This is a genomic window from Legionella sp. MW5194, from assembly GCF_016864235.1.
Taxonomy (GTDB): domain Bacteria; phylum Pseudomonadota; class Gammaproteobacteria; order Legionellales; family Legionellaceae; genus Legionella_C.
Map to the genome: position 1 here is coordinate 247,450 of NZ_CP045732.1, position 15,780 is coordinate 263,229.

Sequence of the window (15,780 nt, forward strand, 5' to 3'; positions counted from 1 at the left end):
ATTTTACATGAAGTTTTTAATCTTGACGGAGCCTGACGACAGTCACGCAATGTGTATTAAATTGGCGTTGGAAAAAACGGGACATGACGTTCGATTGCTTTTTACAGCTGATCTACCGACCAAACAGAAGAACTCGGTTTACATTGATAATGTCAGTTACGAGTGGAAAAGCACGGATGCCGAGTTGTGCGTACGCGACAATTATTATGATGTCGTTTGGTGGCGGCGCGTGCGCAAGCCTTTTTTGCCAAGGGAAGCTGTTCATCCTGACGATTACCATTTTGTTTTACGGGAAAATATTCTTTTCCATGAATCCATTACCCACAATCTGGCACCCAAAGCCTGGTGGGTTAATAGTAAAGAGGCGGCACTGAGAGCCAATTCCAAACTTCTCCAGTTGAAGTGGGCTGTGCAGTGCGGTTTAACCATTCCGTCTACCCTTTGTTCGAATGATCCTAAGGACATACGGTATTTCCTGTTGAAACATGAAGATCAGGGTGTCATCTACAAGCCACTTTGTTCCAATGTCTGGTTTGAGGAGAGGGCGCTTAAAATTGCTTACACTGCTAAAGTGGCTTTTCTGGATTTACCCAGTAATAAATTACTGCAACTGGCGCCAGGACTTTTTCAGAAAGAAGTCAAAAAGAAATACGAGTTGCGCGTGACTTGTTTTGGCGATTACCTGGTCGCGGCCAAATTAAACTCTCAACAGCATGACGAGGGACGCATTGACTGGCGTGCCATTCCTGAGGGTCAATTGACGATCGAACCGTATTCATTGCCGACCGAAATCGAAAACAAAATCAGGCATTATATGAAAAAAATGGGACTGGTATTTGGTTGCATGGATTTCATTGTTTCGACCGATGACCAGTATGTTTTCCTCGAAGTGAATGAGCAGGGGCAGTTTTTATGGATTGAAGACTTAAATCCTGCATTTCCCATGCTGGATCTTTTTGTCCAATTTCTGACGAATCAGTCCGTGCATTTTATTCCAGCCAGTCAACCACCCAGGCATTGGGTTACTGATTATGAACAGGAGGCAGGCGAATGGATGGATCGAAACATCAGACAACATGTCGAACTCCATGCATTAAAAACGAACCAGGGGCAACGACAGCATGCGTAAATCATTTTGTATTTTGGGTGTTCTTTTTCCGATGGTCTTAATGGCTAAAACGACAATTGATCTGCTTGGCGACGAGGGAAGTCAGGCCGATCGTGTACTTAGGCAATACAGTGGGCCGATACGGGCCCTGGAAGAATCATTGCATAAATTGCTATTAAGTGATCAACTGCAGGCGCACCCCGAGAAGCTCAACGAGGCGGGTAAACGAAAAAGGGCTCTCGTTGATAAAATAAAAAAAGAGTACGGTTATGCGTATGTTGATGTATCGACAGTCAACTATTCGAGCGATTCTGTCTACATCACCATTGAAGTGATTCGCAAAGAGCAGGCTCAGCGTCTTCGCTTTATTGATGATCACAGAGCCGTGAAGCACAGTGCCAGGAAAGACCTCATCCATGACATGGAAAGGTACAATGAGCTGGGGACCACGTTGTTTTTAAATGATCAATTGAATCCCGAAAAACTGGATTGCCCCTTCTATCACTGTACCTGGGGGTTTGAGCATCCAAAATTAAAGCCTTTCTATGCGCCATTTCAACAGGGTGTCAGTGCACAGAAATCACTAATCCTCGAGACGCTTGATGCCGATCCGGATCCGGAAAGGCGCGCGGCGGCTGTGTTTTTAGTCGGGCATTTTGATAATCCTCAGGAAATCATTGATTTGTTGCTACCGCATGTTCTGGATAATGACAGTGGCATACGTAATAACGCCATGCGGGTGATAGGGACGACATTGGCCAAATACAAGACGGCGCGTGTCAACATCGAACCTTTCCTTCACTTGTTATCCTCACCCTATGACACAGATAGAAACAAATCCTTGTTGGTGCTGCTGCAGGTATGCGATGCCAATCGGCAAAAGCTGATTCAGGAGGGCAAAAAATCCTTGTTGGCTCTATTGGCATTAAAACAACCGAACAATCATGAGCCGGCATATCAGATTTTGAAAAAAATCAGCGGTAAGGACTACAGGGATACCGATCTTGAGTCATGGAAAGCCTGGGCCGATTCCGTTCAGGTCACGAATGAATAGCCATTGAGTGTGCCCAATGAGTCAATTATTCAGGCAGGAAGTCCTTGACTTCAAAAAAACTAAAAATCTTGGCACGGTGTTCATTAATATTCCTTTTAATGTTTATGTCCTGTCGTTTGGTATGGCGGTTATTTTAAGTCTGATGATCCTGTTCCTGTGTTTTGCCGAGTATTCAGAAAAATACATGGTTAATGGCTATCTGGATTACTCTAAAGGGTTCATTCCGATTTACTCCGGCAAAAGCGGGCTGATAGTAAAGGGACAGATGAAAAATCATCAACATGTCAATCAAGGGGATGTTTTATTTAAAATAGACACCTCTTATTCGGATGCGCCCAGTCAAAATAAAATACTCAGCCGTCTTAATCATCAAACACGGCGGCTTGGCCAGGACATCGTGCGGATAAAAAAGGAACTCGTGGTTCTTAAGCCCCTGCTGGCAAAAAAATACATTTCAGCAGACGTGTATAACACTAAAAAAGATCACCTTAACGAGTTAAGAAATAAGAAAAATCAGCTGGAAATTGAGCGGATTCAGCATCAAAAACGAAATGCTTACCTCGTTCAGGCCCCGATTAACGGCAGGTTGACCGTAATTCATTACCAGGTTGGGCAGCAGATCAGTCCTTCTGACGAGTTGGTAAAAATCATTCCAGACAATACCGATCTCCTTGCTGAAATTCAGGTTCCGGTTAAACACGCCGGGTTTATGAGCAGAAATGATCCGATTACGCTTCGTTACGATGCGTATCCGTATGAGCGGTTTGGTACTTACACGGCGATCATTAAAGACATCGATCCGGTGATTAGTGTCGATAAGACAGCTCCCCATTCTGAGCCCTATTACAGGGTGCGGGCTAAGCTCGGCCGTCAATTTGTGACGGTCTATGGTCGGCAAAAAGGTTTGCAGCAGGGGATGACCTTTTCTGCTGTGATGACAGGTACACGTCGAAAAGTATGGCAATGGATTTGGGAACCCATTAACCATTTTATGGGAAGTTAATCAATGAATTCAAAGCAACTCAATTTTAAATGGCAATGGCGTGCTGCGCTTCCTGTCATTATTCAGGATGAAACCGCCGAATGCGGTCATGCCTGTGTGGCGATGGTCAGTAATTATCACGGCCATGAATTGAATCTGCCTGCGCTACGGGCATTATCAAAGCCGTCCAGCCGGGGGACAACATTATTGGATATGACGCGTTTACTGACTACGCTTGGGTTTAGAACCCGCGCTTTGCGTGTCCCTCTGGAAGAACTCCAGCTCGTTCAGTGCCCTGCAATTCTGCATTGGGATTTAAATCATTTTGTGGTGTTAAAAGAGGTTAAAAAAGGACACGCAATTATTCATGATCCCGTGAGTGGCGTGAAGAAATGCAAGATGGAGGAGTTATCCAAATCCTTTACCGGTATCGCGTTGGAGATTGAAAAAGAGGCCGACTTTAAGGCGATAAGAAATAACCAATCGTTGACGCTGACCCATCTGGCGTCATCCATCGATGGCGTCAAAAAATTCATTACGCTGCTTCTTTTCTTTTCGGCGTTCATTGAACTATTCAACCTGATTAATCCCCTGTTTATGCAATTTGTAACGGATAACATCATCAGTACCCACAATGCCCATAATCTGTATTTTATTGCCTGTGGGTTTGCGCTATTGGTTTTTATCCAAACATTTGCCGAATACATCCGCGGCCAGGTGGTGATTTATGTCGGTAGTCACCTGACCGAGCAGTTTTCCTCGAATATTGTGCAGCATATGCTCAAATTGCCGTTGGATTTTTTTGAAAAAAGACACAAGGGCGATGTTCAGTCGCGATTTCAATCGATTGGGGAAATTCAAAAAAAGATCAGTACCGATTTTATCAGTACACTTTTTGACGGTTTAATGATAGCTATTAATCTCACGGTCATGGCATTTTACAGTATTCAGTTAACTGCCATTGTGCTGGTGGCCCTGGCGTTGTATGTCTTTATCCGCCAGACCAGTTATCATTCGTTAAAAAAACAAACCGAAACCTCGATTGCGCAGCATGCCAAGGCCTCGTCCGTTTTTCTTGAGACGCTCCATGGGATTTTACCGATCAAAGCCTTTTTAAAAGAGCAGACCCAATTCAACACCTGGCGAAACGCATTCATTGCTTCGCTGAACGCGGATATCCGGATTGCGCGTGTGAATCTCGGTTACCGTATTCTCAACCAGTTTCTGTTTCACATCGAACACATTATTGTCGTCTGTGTCGGCGCCTCATTGGTATTGGCCAACCAATTCTCATTGGGCATGCTCATGGCTTTTCTGGCTTACCGATTGGCTTTGGTGAATAAGGCCTCCACGTTTATTCAGAGTGTGTTTGATTACAGACTCATCGCCCTCCAACTCCATCGGTTAAGCGACATTGTTTTTCAGGAGCCTGAAGAAATAAGTCGGGGGAAAGGTGAGCTTAAACACATCCAGGGTTCACTCCATATGCAGGAGGTCAGTTTTCGGTATAACCCGGAAGGGGACGATGTGCTAAGCCAGCTGAGTTTGGACATTAACGCTGGGGAAAAAGTGGTTATTACCGGTGCCTCCGGTTGCGGCAAATCCACCTTGTTAAAAGTGGCCATGGGGCTTTTAAACAAAACGCAAGGCGAAATTTTTATTGATGGCAAGCCCATGCACGAGTTCGGTATTCATAATTTAAGGCAAATATCGGCGTCAGTCATGCAGGAAGATGTGTTGCTCAGTGGTTCGATACTCAATAATATTGCGTTTTTTGATGAAGCCCTGGATTTGGAGCGCGTGTATGAAGTGGCTAAACTTGCGTGTATCCACGAGGAGATTGAGCAATTTCCCATGGGTTATGAAACGTTGGTGGGCGACATGGGTTCTACGCTTTCAGGTGGGCAAAAGCAGAGAATATTTCTGGCACGGGCCTTGTACAAACAACCCAAAATTCTCTTTCTTGATGAGGCCACCAGCCATCTGGACATCGAAAATGAAAAAAAGATAAATCAGTCGCTGAATCGGCTTGCTATAACCCAGGTCGTGATCGCTCATCGGCCAGAAACCATAAAAATGGCAGACAGGGTAATTCATTTGCCAGCAAAAAAGCCGTTACAACCACCCTTTCCTCTTGAAGTAAAAGAATGGCAGCCAGGCTGAAATGACCATTAACAGGATGGCCAACGGGTAGCCGACGTACCAGTTAAGTTCCGGGATATGCTTAAAGTTCATGCCATAAATGCTGGCGATTAGCGTTGGGGGAAGAAAAAGGACGGCTGCGACAGTAAAACTCTTAATGATGTTATTCTGCTCCAGTGTAATCATGCCCAGGGTGGCATCGTGCAGAAAGTTAAATTTGGTTGAGAGAAAGGCAGAGTAATCGCTTAACGAGTTCACATCGTTGCCAATCGTCGCCAGAGTTGATTTCATGTTGCCCGACAGTTTGATGTTTTCAGCCTGACTTAAAAAAGAAATGAGCCGGGTAAACGACATCAGGCTTTCCCGGGCTTTGGCACCTAAATCCCCGTAAGCCCCGATCATGGCAATAATTTTTTTATAACTGATGTCCTTGGCGGTGCCGATTCGCTCCGTATGCCGGAAGATCAGCGCGGATGTTTTATCAAATTCGTGGCTGATCTTTTCAAGAATGTCAGCAAGTCGATCAACGGCCGCTTCAAGAAGACCAATCAGCAAGCCGGCCGATGTGGGTTTGCTGTATTGCGCCAGGCGTGACTTGAATAAACTGAATGAATGGAGTTCCGTGTAGCGCAGGGTCATTAAAATGCGGTTGTTTAAAATGAACGTGACCACATCGGTTTGCACTTCCGGGGATTCCGATTTGGCCACCATGGTGGCTGTCATGAACAGGGTGCCATTGTCGGCATAAAGCCGGCTCGATAATTCGATTTCTTCAACCTCGGTTTTGGTTGGGATATTAATGGTAAAAAAACCTTCGAGAAGCGCTTCTTCTTCGGGGGTTAGATCATTAAATCAAGCCATACTGCCTGGTGAAGGCGATAAGGATTACTCAGGTCTAATGGTTCAGCCTGTAGCCCTGTTTCAGTGTGACAATGGACAATGACCATTTCTGTTTTTTTTTTAGGAAAGGATGAAAATAGCATACGTTTATCCTTGGCTGTACACAAATCCTTTCAGCAGAGTGATGCGATCATTGGTGTACAGCCATGGCGTATTAACGTGGGGAAGGAGTATTTGCATTGTTATTCAGGTGATCATCCATGGCTTCCTTTTTGGTATGCAGTGACAGTGTATCATCCTGACAGACTTCAATCGCAACGTGTTTAAGGTAAGCGTTACCCATCACGGCATCCATTATGGCTTCAGTGCCGGCTGGTGTTAAGCGACAACCTAATAAGCTCAAGCTTTCGAGATGGGTGTTGTTTTTAATAATTTGAATTAATCGTTCTTCATCCTCTTTTGCAAGAGGAAACAAGTCGAAAACAGCGCTGGTAACCCGAGGCAGATTATTTTCTAACTCGAGAAGCAGCGTCTCTTTACCGTCCCGAACATTATGCACATTAAACATGGTCTCTCCTACTTCTTGTTCATTGCTTGCATTGAGTTGCTTTGAGTATGGAGGTCATCGTGGATTAGAGCCCTAATGTCATTAAGACAACGACCCAACCCGCTTTTTGTGAGGTAACCATAGGTTTTACCCGCCTCCTGCTCTGTCTTCTGATTTGAAAGAAAAGCAGTTGAGATTTTTTCCTGAAGATCAGGATAGTCCACTACATTTTCTAAATCCGTAATCAGCTGATAAGCGATATCGACCTTGCGGTGTGTCAGGTCCTTATCGCGAAAATGCCTGCTGATGAAATTCAATTCATAAGTATCCTTTTTTTGATTGGCCCGTGAATTGATATACTCCTTCAGCTCGTTCTGAATGGCTTTAATTAAGTCAGGAGAAACTTTATTTTCTTGTTTCGGTTGAGATAAAAGCGGTGTGCTCTCATCATTCATTTGATTCTCTTCACTATCGGAGTTCTCTACGTCCATTCCTATAACAGCCGGCTGGATGTCTTCTTCTTTTATTTCCATTTTCCCGTTATCCAGTTCACTCTCAACAGGTTGTCCCGGCAACTGCACTGGCTCATAACCTGGCATATGGTTTGGTGCGTAAACGTCATTAAAGTAGTTAAGGTAATTTCCCCAAGCTTGATTATTACGCTGAGCAAAATCAGGGTCAATCTGCGCCTGCTGGTCAAAAAATTGTTTAAAATTAGGCGCTTCAGCCCATTTTCCCTTTTGAGGAGGCGCCACGTTGTAGCCAGGTACCAGATCCAGGGCGTATTGCGCAGGTCCGATCACTTCGTGCAGGCTGTGAAAACCACCGCCAACGATGTAAGCGACTACCGCAGCCAGGTAATTCTTTTTAAGATTCACATCCTCAAGATTAGCCAGAAATTCCATTTGACCTAGAAACAAACTGGTCATTCCAGAAGGACCAGCGACATAGATGGCATCGTTTTCAATTAAATCCAGGACATATCCCGAGTCAAGGTCAGCTTCTTGTTCTTTACAATCCGGAATCCAACGTCCCTTTTCGGTTGGGAATCCTGAGGCATGTTCTTCTTGCCCCTTGAGCATCAGGCCCAATTGATCATGAGTGCTATAACCGATGCGACCTAAACGACCACGATTTCGTTCAGCAGTGTAAAGAGAACTGTTATAAAATACATCATCAGCAATATGATGGCGATACCCTTTCCCAGGCCAGAAGGGCTCTTGAATACCTTTGGTAAAAAATTGAATTAACCGTTCTTTTTTCTCGCTTTCACCTTCAGGTTCGTTGGGTTTGTTAAAGAGTTCGCTGACAATTTCTCGTAATTTACCGACCGGCTCGCGGGCAGGTGCTGTCGTAACGGGGGCGTCGCGAGTAATGCATTGAGCATATTTAAAATGAATATACATGATGCGGATGAAATCTTCTGGCTTGTTATCAGCCAGTATTTTTATGATCTCTTCAGGCTTTAGATCTTTATCATTAGGGAAAGCCCCAAGCGCAATGGCAATATTGTTTTGCTGATATAACACATGCATGTCATATTCATCTTCACGCGTTTTAATAAATTTTATCAACTCAGCAGAGACGCGCTGTACAGCCTCCATGATGGCTGGAGTTGGGTGCTTCAGAAGAAGCACAGGCATTTCTGATTCAAAACGGCGCCCCAGTGGGTTTTCAAATTTTTCTTGGGGGCTTTGCTTAAAATCAGCCTGGCGAATGTCGGCAATCAAGCCTTCAATTTGTTTAATATTCGCCATTTCTTGTAAAATGTCGATGACTTTTTCAGGATTCTGCTCGTGATTTTCAATGGCAGTTTTAATTTTACCAATGGCGAGATCGGCCTTGGCAACCAGCGCGAGATCCTCCTTGTTCTTATTTTTTAAACGAATCAACTCCATTATCGCAAAGGTGTAGGCTTCTGTTTTAGATTTAAACTTCATAATTAATCATGTGGGAACGTGGGTATGATGTAATTATATTCAACAAAGATTATGCCAACCTTAATTAAGCTTTCCATTTTTGTGTAAAAAAAATATAATTGTTGATTTTAATGTGATCAACCATTATGACTTTCTTTGACGACCTGAAAAAACTTCCTTATCGCGACCGCAGCAATGTCTATGCGCTTTTAATCAGTAAATTAACTGCTTATGCGGCTGAATCCGTCCCAATTGAAGACAAGATAGTATGCAATGGGATGATCAAGGAAATAAAGGAGCTGTTTTTTAATCACGAGCAGGAATGGGGTGTTTTAGGTTTTATTTTGAAGCAGTATTTAGCTAAACACGCCCGCAATCTTTCGGTAACGCTGTTTGGCTTCCTTAACGAGGTGCTGGCGCAGTTGGATTCCAATGAATTTAAAAATTATTTCAATCATAAGGAAATCACTGCGGAGGCGCTGGATTGTCGCTTGCAACGCTTGTTTGAATCGCATTTAGCAATTAATCTGTTGGAAAAGCCCAATCAAAAAATCTGGGCGAGTGTCAACAAAGTCAGTCAATTCATTGTTTCTCTTCTCATTAAGTATAACAACGAGGAAGAATACGCCCTTTTTTTAGATGATCTGGGACCTGATCCAAAGGATAGCGAAATCCCCAACCTCGCATTGGCCTTCGCCCGCTTCAAGATGCGACCCTCGCTTGACGAGGTGATCAAGGTACTACTGCGACAAGAGGATTTGGCCCAGGTGTTATTGATTCAATTTATGTTTATGCGTGATGCGTTTGGGAATTTCAAACTAAAAACTTACCCTGAAAGCAGGGCGACTTATGGGGGCGATTTCAAACATTATCTGAATAATGCCTCTAAAAAGCAGGATCTACGCAGTTTTTTCTGGAATTATGCCAAAGTAGCGCCGCATTTGTACACCGATCGAGGACGTGCTGAATTCAATCAAATCCCCTCAACCAGCATGGGACTGTGCATTAACGCGGAGGATAGAAAATTATTTCCTGTGCGAGAGGCTTCCTGGATGCCTGATTGCATTTGTCAGGCGCCCGATTTGAACTCCGATTATGTTAAATTGTTAGCAGAGCAAGGCATTCCTTATGTTGCCGGGCCTTCAGGGATGACGTCACTACTCTGCGGCGCAATGATTTTCATGGGCGATTTGGCTGAAACCTCGCAGCGCCATTACTATTTGCTTGCCATTGTGGCTTTTATTGCAGGGGGCGGATTACACAGCATCCATGAAATTTTAACCATCCCTCACGTACGTCTTGGATTATTGCCCCAATACCGTGCCTTTGGCAGCAAGGCTGGAAATTACAGCAGCTTTTTTAAACTGTTCGCTGACGATGATTGCGTTCAGGAGTGCATTAATAACGCCTGGAAGTCAACAATGGATTGGCTGAAAACCAATAACCCTGATATTGCCTTTATATCGAATTCGAAGCAGGAAATGGAGGAGGATGCCCCAGCCGCGAAAGTCAACCGGTGTATCTTACTCTAGATTTGGTAGCAGGGGCGTTATGACCTAAAGACCAATGCCTCTGTTTTTTTCTGAAAACGGTTTACACTTTGAGTTTTGCAAGGAATCGCTGATGTATGCAAGGATTGTGAGTTTGTTGTTGTTCACCCACATTGCTCTGGCTGGCCCCTGGATGACGGGGCCATTGTTAGCGCCTTCAGGAAAGACCATTCCTCCTGGCCATTTCAATATCGAGCCGTATGGCTTTTACACGGTTTATCCTCAGGATTTCAAAAACATTGAAGTCATGCCGATTATCAGTGCCGGAATTAATGAGTTTATGGATTTGCAGACATCCCTGCCGATTGACTACAGTTGGGCACGTGGACAACACGGCAGTGGCATTGGGGATTACAGTCTGGGGCTGGGTTTTCAGTTAATAAGGCAACAGGAAAACCCCAAGTGGCCGGATGCCCGCCTGATCATCCAGCAGGTCTTTCCCACCGGCCGCTTTGAGAATCTCCACCCAGATAAGCGAGGCACCGATCAAACCGGCTCAGGGTCGTATCAAACTTCGCTGGCCTTAACGCTGCAGCGGTTATCCGCGTTACCCAATGAACATTATCTGCGTACGCGGCTTAATTTAACAATGACTATACCAAGTGACGTCACGGTGCAGGGACTCAACGTGTTTGGCGGCAGCGTCGGTACGTCGGGAACGGTGACGCCGGGAAATAATTATGCAGCCGATCTTGCTTTTGAATACACGTTAAGCCAACATTGGGTGGCTGTGTTTGAAACCCTGTACAACAACAGTTCGTCTTCCAATTTTAACGGCAACCCGGGTTTCACGCCAGGCGCGTCAGTCGGCGGTCCCGGCGGCAATAATGCGTCATTAGCCCCTGCGCTTGAATACAATTTTAACGCCAATGTCGGCCTTATTGGCGGTGTATGGTTTTCAGTAACGGGTCCGCATGCCGCTAAATTTGCAGCCTACACCGTCGCGATTAACTGGTTTATTTAAAACGAGGTCATCATGAAAAAATGGACGGGAATTCTTCTTTTTCTGGGCAGCGCCGCCGCCTTCGCGGCTCCTTGCGATACCAAGCGAGATTTATTGCTTGATAACAGCGAAACCAAAGTCTGGCGGTCAACCATTTGCCCTAACCAGCAGTTACCCTTTCATACGCATGAGCATGCCAGAGTCGCTATTCCAGCAGAGGACGGTTCGCTTAAAGTCATCTATCAATCCGGTAAAACCGAGGTGATTAAGCTTAAGAAAAATCAACCGATTTTTCTGGATAAAGCGCAGGGAAAAGAAGCCCACCAGGATGTGAATACGACTCAGCACATTCTGCACATTACCGTAATCGAGCTCAGCAAGGATTAATCCAGCCACCGGGCAAGCTGCCATATTGCCCTTGCTCGGTGAATGGCTCTGGGTGACAAGGATACACCGATTGCATTTGCTGTGAATTGCAGCCATGAGCTATAATTTAGATGTTTATCTTTAGTCAATTGCGAGGCTAAAATGGACATTTATCAGAAGACCGCCCTCGTCAGCCGCTATTTCCAACTGCAGCAAAAATTTCACAGTTATTTTATTCTGGAAAACACGCATCCAGCGGATGAAGAAAACATTGAAATCAGTTTAAAAGAAACGATAAATGACATTAAACAGTACATAAAGCCTCACGAAATCCATTCGTTAATCAATCTAACCTTTGACAAGTTATTTCTAGCCAATCCCATCGAAAAATCGCGTTTTCTGGAGTTTGAAGCCAATGCGGAGCAATTGATTACTCTGCTGGCTAATCAAGAGAAGCAAACCACGCGCTCAAAGGCTTTCTGGGCGACTGCTTTATGTGGCTTGCCCATCGTGACCTTACCGTTTATGGGCTTGATTTACAAAGGGTGGTTAAAGCATTTCTCGCAAAAACAGATTTTGCAGCCAGGGAGTCTGGTTCGAAAACCGCCAACGCCTTTTCAGCCCAGGAAGCAGTCTTACAGGGCAGAGGAAAAGAAGAAAGCCGCCTCCTCGTCGGTGGCAGAATGGCAAACACTGCAGCAGGTACAGCAACTCCATTTAAAGGTCATGATTCACAACATGATCAAAGCCCGTAATATCCTCCTGCATCAGGATCCGTTTCAACTCGATGATGAGGAACTGGATTTTACTTACAAATCCCATGAAGAAGCCTGCAAAGTCTTAAGTAAAACCCCGCCTAACCGCTACACATTCGAAAGTTTGACCGGAGGCAGTTTGATTGAGGATTTTGAAAAAGCCATCGACAAATTGAACAAGGACAACCTGACACCGGGGATGACTAAAAATGTCATGCCCATTTCTTCCCGTGCCAAGCATTAACATCCGAGCTGCAACGTATTATAGTTGATGTCTTTCAACCACAAGGAAATGATTTGAAATTAGGCAAATTGCCCATTTGTGCGGCTAGGCTAATCAGCGGCTTGCTCATTGGGTTGATGGTCGGACAAACGATGGCGGCTTTACCCACGCACGACGTGCAGGTCTGGACCAACCTCACCGCCAACGGCCCGTTGAGTTCAAAAACGCCAAAAATCAAATACTGGCTTGAGGCACAGCCGCGTTTTGGCGAGGACGCTTCCCGGTTGTCGCAAGTGCTGCTGCGGCCGGGCTTAGGGTATGCCTTGACACCGACCACCAGTATCTGGGTAGGTTATGCCTGGATTTATACCACCTTGCCTTTTGCAAGCCCGTCATTTGATGAAAACCGCACCTGGCAGCAACTGTTATGGAGCCGAAAGTTCAATTCGGTTCGTCTAGTCAGCCGTACACGGCTGGAGCAACGTTTCATTGAGCAGAATATTCACGTCGCCTGGCGTTTCCGGCAGTTTTTTAAAGCGGAAATTCCATTGCCGAAACAACCGGCATTCTCGGGGATTGTGAGCAATGAAGTGTTCATCCACCTGAATGATTTTAACCGTAACAACAATCAGGGCTTTGATCAGAACCGTTTTTTTGTGGGCATCGGTAAAGAACTCACTCGGCATGTGAAAGCCGAGGCGGGCTATCTTAATCAGACAATAAGGCGTGTGAATGCCGCCGATTACAGCGGCAATTACCTGTCGTTGAATGTGTTATGCAATTTTTAGGCTGAACTTCTGTGAAGCCAGGGCAGCAAAGCGGATAATCACAATGAGCAACAATTATTTTGAGAGCCCTTTCAAAGGCATTCCTTTAAGCGAACAAGTCACTAATCCCAATATCCTTGTTGGCCGGTACAGTTATTATTCCGGTTATTACCACGGGCATTCTTTTGATGACTGTGCCCGTTATTTAATGCCGGATGAGGACAATGTCGACAAGCTCATTATTGGCAGTTTCTGTTCTATTGGCACTGGTGTCTCGTTTATGATGGCGGGAAATCAGGGGCATCGCATGGACTGGATCAGTACCTTTCCTTTTTTCTACACCGAGGAATCTGTGTTTGCCGAAGCTGTAGATGGGTATCGGCCTGCCGGCGATACGGTGGTTGGCCATGACGTGTGGATCGGTGCGGAAGCCATGATTATGCCGGGAATTCAAATCGGCCATGGCGCAATCATAGGGAGCCGGGCTGTCGTAACCCGACACGTCGAGCCGTACAGCATCGTCGCTGGCAACCCGGCGCGTCTTATCCGTAAACGGTTTGATGAACATGACATTCAGCGATTGCTGGAAATGGCCTGGTGGGATTGGCCAACGCACCGTTTGTCGGAAGCCATGAAATGCTTATGTGCCAGCGACATCGAAGCGCTGCATGCCTTCTGGCAATCCTGGCGTACTTGAAGTGCCAAACGAAAAGTGTTAAAAATCTGGCGGTGACTTTGGACGCATTTTTGGTGAATTTTTTGTCAAATTGAGGTAGAATGGCATTCCTGTTCACTGGATGTCCCTGACAATGACGTTAAACGGTTTAATGTTTCTCTTTATGGTTATCAATGGTTTAATACATACCGACGTGCACACGGTTAAACTTGGGGATACGCCGGTTAAAATCGTAAAGCAGCAAGGCAAGGGGAAAACCTTTGTCCATTTGCATGAAAATGAAACCACCGCACTCATGGCGGCTCAATATTATGTCAATAAAGAGGGCGGTACCCTCATCACATTAAAACACTCCGGCCAGCGTAACATTGTTTTCCATTTGCACAAGGTGAAATATGAATTTGACCCTAACCGTATTTTTACGGAAACGGGCATTAAAAAAACTTTGCAGCAATACGGGCATTATTCGTTAGCAGCCCATCAGGAAGTGAGCCGGTTTGCTTCCGCAATTAAACACTTAATCCCCAAAGGCAAGGTGATCGCAGTCCATAACAACAGGGACTATTCCATTCGTGAGTATTTCCCAAAACATCCGTTGGCCCGGGATGCCAAAGCCATTAATTACCATCCCAACAGCAATTACCGCAATTTTTATTTTGTGACGCAGCCCCGGGAATTTGAACGGTTGAAGAAACTTCAATTCAATGTGGCTTTGCAGTCGCCCAAAGCCCAGGATGATGGTTCCCTGTCGTATTATCTGGGTACAAAAAATTACATTAATATCGAATCCGCATACGGCCAGTTGAGCGCACAGCTTAAAATGCTTTATCATGCCTGACGGCTTGGCATAGCCCTCTTTTCAAGATAGGATTAAACTTTTGCACAGGGTAGGACGAATGGAGCAGCTTGACGAGAAAGTGACATCGACACAGACAACGATACAGCAGCAGATAGTGCAGCTCAGTTCGCATCTGAATGAGCGTATCCTGGGGCAAAAAGCCCTGGTTTCACGATTGTTGATAGCCCTGCTGGCGGATGGCCACCTGCTGGTCGAAGGGGCTCCCGGACTGGCCAAAACCCGGGCCGTCAAGGAGCTGTCGGCGTTGATTGAAGGCAGTTTTCATCGTATCCAGTTTACACCCGATTTACTACCCGGCGACTTAACCGGTACCGATGTGTTCCATCCGGAAAATGGCTCGTTTGTGTTTCAGCCAGGTCCCATTTTTCATCATCTTATTCTCGCCGATGAAATTAACCGTGCCCCTGCCAAGGTGCAATCGGCCCTGCTCGAAGCAATGGCAGAACGCCAGGTCACCATCGGCGGCAAAACCTATCCGTTACCAGAACTGTTTTTGGTGATGGCGACTCAGAATCCCATTGAGCAGGAAGGGACTTACCCCTTACCCGAAGCCCAGCTGGATCGGTTTTTGATGTACGTCAAAATCGGTTATCCGGATGCCGATGTTGAGCATGATATTTTATCATTAGCACGCAAAGAAGCCATGGGCGTAGAGGGCGGCCAGCATAAGTCAATAGAACCCTTGACTCAGCGCGCGCTGTTTGAAGCACGCCGGCACGTGTTAAAAGTTCATACCAGCAGTGCCCTTGAACATTACCTCGTGCAATTAGTGGTTGCTACCCGCAACCCCGCGGCCTACAGCGACGAGTTGACACGCTGGCTGCGATTTGGTGCAAGCCCAAGAGCGACCATTGCGCTGGATCGCTGCGCCAAAGTGCATGCATGGCTTGCCGGACGTGATTACGTGACACCCGAGGATATTCATGTCATTGCCCATGACGTGTTGCGTCATCGCATCCTGCTGAGTTTTGAAGCGGAGGCCGAAGGCGTCAACAGTGATGATTTCATTGATGTTCTATTACGTCTGGTGGCAGTCCCCTAGGAGGTTC

General features: G+C 45.7%; 15 protein-coding genes. 12 read left to right on the forward strand and 3 right to left on the reverse strand.

Annotated elements, in window-relative coordinates; translation table 11 throughout:
• Positions 1-7 precede the first annotated feature (7 nt).
• Genes GH742_RS01185 through GH742_RS01200 form a run of 4 tightly spaced genes read left to right on the forward strand, consistent with a single transcriptional unit; the run spans position 8 to position 5,307 of the window.
• The gene (locus GH742_RS01185; RefSeq protein WP_203455794.1) at positions 8-1,129 is read left to right on the forward strand and encodes a hypothetical protein; all 1,122 of its coding nucleotides are present in this window, start codon (positions 8-10) and stop codon (positions 1,127-1,129) included.
• Positions 1,122-2,162, forward strand: a complete 1,041-nt coding sequence (locus GH742_RS01190; protein WP_203455795.1) for a HEAT repeat domain-containing protein — start codon at positions 1,122-1,124, stop codon at positions 2,160-2,162. The genes GH742_RS01185 and GH742_RS01190 overlap by 8 nt, the downstream gene beginning before the upstream one ends.
• 16 nt (positions 2,163-2,178) lie before the next feature.
• Positions 2,179-3,165 carry an HlyD family secretion protein gene (locus GH742_RS01195; protein ID WP_203455796.1) on the forward strand — a complete coding sequence of 329 codons (987 nt, stop codon included), beginning with the start codon at positions 2,179-2,181 and terminating at the stop codon, positions 3,163-3,165.
• A gap of 3 nt (positions 3,166-3,168) precedes the next feature.
• Complete coding sequence (locus GH742_RS01200) at positions 3,169-5,307, forward strand: peptidase domain-containing ABC transporter (protein ID WP_203455797.1); 2,139 nt, start codon at positions 3,169-3,171, stop codon at positions 5,305-5,307.
• Here the strand turns inward: GH742_RS01200 and GH742_RS01205 are convergent.
• From GH742_RS01205 to GH742_RS01215, 3 genes are all read right to left on the reverse strand, one after another.
• Positions 5,260-6,087 (reverse strand): magnesium transporter CorA family protein, encoded by an 828-nt coding sequence (locus GH742_RS01205; protein ID WP_203456801.1) that lies wholly within the window; start codon positions 6,085-6,087, stop codon positions 5,260-5,262. The genes GH742_RS01200 and GH742_RS01205 overlap by 48 nt on opposite strands.
• A gap of 253 nt (positions 6,088-6,340) precedes the next feature.
• Positions 6,341-6,694 carry a hypothetical protein gene (locus tag GH742_RS01210; protein ID WP_203455798.1) on the reverse strand — a complete coding sequence of 118 codons (354 nt, stop codon included), beginning with the start codon at positions 6,692-6,694 and terminating at the stop codon, positions 6,341-6,343.
• Between the two features lie 8 nt (positions 6,695-6,702).
• The gene (locus GH742_RS01215; protein WP_203455799.1) at positions 6,703-8,613 is read right to left on the reverse strand and encodes a hypothetical protein; all 1,911 of its coding nucleotides are present in this window, start codon (positions 8,611-8,613) and stop codon (positions 6,703-6,705) included.
• A 125-nt stretch (positions 8,614-8,738) separates the two neighbouring features.
• Here GH742_RS01215 and GH742_RS01220 point away from each other — a divergent pair, with 125 nt between their 5' ends.
• The 8 genes from GH742_RS01220 to GH742_RS01255 all read left to right on the forward strand — a co-directional run bounded on the left by GH742_RS01220 (position 8,739) and on the right by GH742_RS01255 (position 15,773).
• Positions 8,739-10,124 carry a hypothetical protein gene (locus GH742_RS01220; protein ID WP_203455800.1) on the forward strand — a complete coding sequence of 462 codons (1,386 nt, stop codon included), beginning with the start codon at positions 8,739-8,741 and terminating at the stop codon, positions 10,122-10,124.
• Between the two features lie 91 nt (positions 10,125-10,215).
• Positions 10,216-11,106 (forward strand): hypothetical protein, encoded by an 891-nt coding sequence (locus GH742_RS01225; protein ID WP_203455801.1) that lies wholly within the window; start codon positions 10,216-10,218, stop codon positions 11,104-11,106.
• A gap of 12 nt (positions 11,107-11,118) precedes the next feature.
• Entirely contained in the window at positions 11,119-11,472 is a 354-nt protein-coding gene (locus tag GH742_RS01230; RefSeq protein WP_203455802.1) for a hypothetical protein, read from the forward strand.
• Between the two features lie 141 nt (positions 11,473-11,613).
• The gene (locus tag GH742_RS01235; RefSeq protein ID WP_203455803.1) at positions 11,614-12,450 is read left to right on the forward strand and encodes a hypothetical protein; all 837 of its coding nucleotides are present in this window, start codon (positions 11,614-11,616) and stop codon (positions 12,448-12,450) included.
• 53 nt (positions 12,451-12,503) lie between these two features.
• Complete coding sequence (locus GH742_RS01240) at positions 12,504-13,217, forward strand: DUF2490 domain-containing protein (RefSeq protein ID WP_239005242.1); 714 nt, start codon at positions 12,504-12,506, stop codon at positions 13,215-13,217.
• Positions 13,218-13,260: 43 nt separating this feature from the next.
• Positions 13,261-13,893 carry a type B chloramphenicol O-acetyltransferase gene (catB, locus tag GH742_RS01245; protein WP_203455804.1) on the forward strand — a complete coding sequence of 211 codons (633 nt, stop codon included), beginning with the start codon at positions 13,261-13,263 and terminating at the stop codon, positions 13,891-13,893.
• Positions 13,894-14,023: 130 nt separating this feature from the next.
• The gene (locus GH742_RS01250) at positions 14,024-14,710 is read left to right on the forward strand and encodes a protein tyrosine phosphatase (protein WP_203456803.1); all 687 of its coding nucleotides are present in this window, start codon (positions 14,024-14,026) and stop codon (positions 14,708-14,710) included.
• Between the two features lie 58 nt (positions 14,711-14,768).
• Positions 14,769-15,773, forward strand: coding sequence for a MoxR family ATPase (locus GH742_RS01255; protein ID WP_203455805.1), 1,005 nt, complete (start codon positions 14,769-14,771; stop codon positions 15,771-15,773).
• Positions 15,774-15,780 lie beyond the last annotated feature (7 nt).

Excerpts from the sequence above, each read along its gene's own strand:
- GH742_RS01185 (WP_203455794.1), top strand. The coding sequence starts at position 8 with ATGAAGTTTTTAATCTTGACGGAGCCTGACGACAGTCACGCAATGTGT.
- GH742_RS01190 (WP_203455795.1), top strand. The coding sequence starts at position 1,122 with ATGCGTAAATCATTTTGTATTTTGGGTGTTCTTTTTCCGATGGTCTTA.
- GH742_RS01195 (WP_203455796.1), top strand. The coding sequence starts at position 2,179 with ATGAGTCAATTATTCAGGCAGGAAGTCCTTGACTTCAAAAAAACTAAA.
- GH742_RS01200 (WP_203455797.1), top strand. The coding sequence starts at position 3,169 with ATGAATTCAAAGCAACTCAATTTTAAATGGCAATGGCGTGCTGCGCTT.
- GH742_RS01210 (WP_203455798.1), bottom strand. The coding sequence starts at position 6,694 with ATGTTTAATGTGCATAATGTTCGGGACGGTAAAGAGACGCTGCTTCTC.
- GH742_RS01215 (WP_203455799.1), bottom strand. The coding sequence starts at position 8,613 with ATGAAGTTTAAATCTAAAACAGAAGCCTACACCTTTGCGATAATGGAG.
- GH742_RS01220 (WP_203455800.1), top strand. The coding sequence starts at position 8,739 with ATGACTTTCTTTGACGACCTGAAAAAACTTCCTTATCGCGACCGCAGC.
- GH742_RS01225 (WP_203455801.1), top strand. The coding sequence starts at position 10,216 with ATGTATGCAAGGATTGTGAGTTTGTTGTTGTTCACCCACATTGCTCTG.
- GH742_RS01230 (WP_203455802.1), top strand. The coding sequence starts at position 11,119 with ATGAAAAAATGGACGGGAATTCTTCTTTTTCTGGGCAGCGCCGCCGCC.
- GH742_RS01235 (WP_203455803.1), top strand. The coding sequence starts at position 11,614 with ATGGACATTTATCAGAAGACCGCCCTCGTCAGCCGCTATTTCCAACTG.
- catB (WP_203455804.1), top strand. The coding sequence starts at position 13,261 with ATGAGCAACAATTATTTTGAGAGCCCTTTCAAAGGCATTCCTTTAAGC.
- GH742_RS01250 (WP_203456803.1), top strand. The coding sequence starts at position 14,024 with ATGTTTCTCTTTATGGTTATCAATGGTTTAATACATACCGACGTGCAC.
- GH742_RS01255 (WP_203455805.1), top strand. The coding sequence starts at position 14,769 with ATGGAGCAGCTTGACGAGAAAGTGACATCGACACAGACAACGATACAG.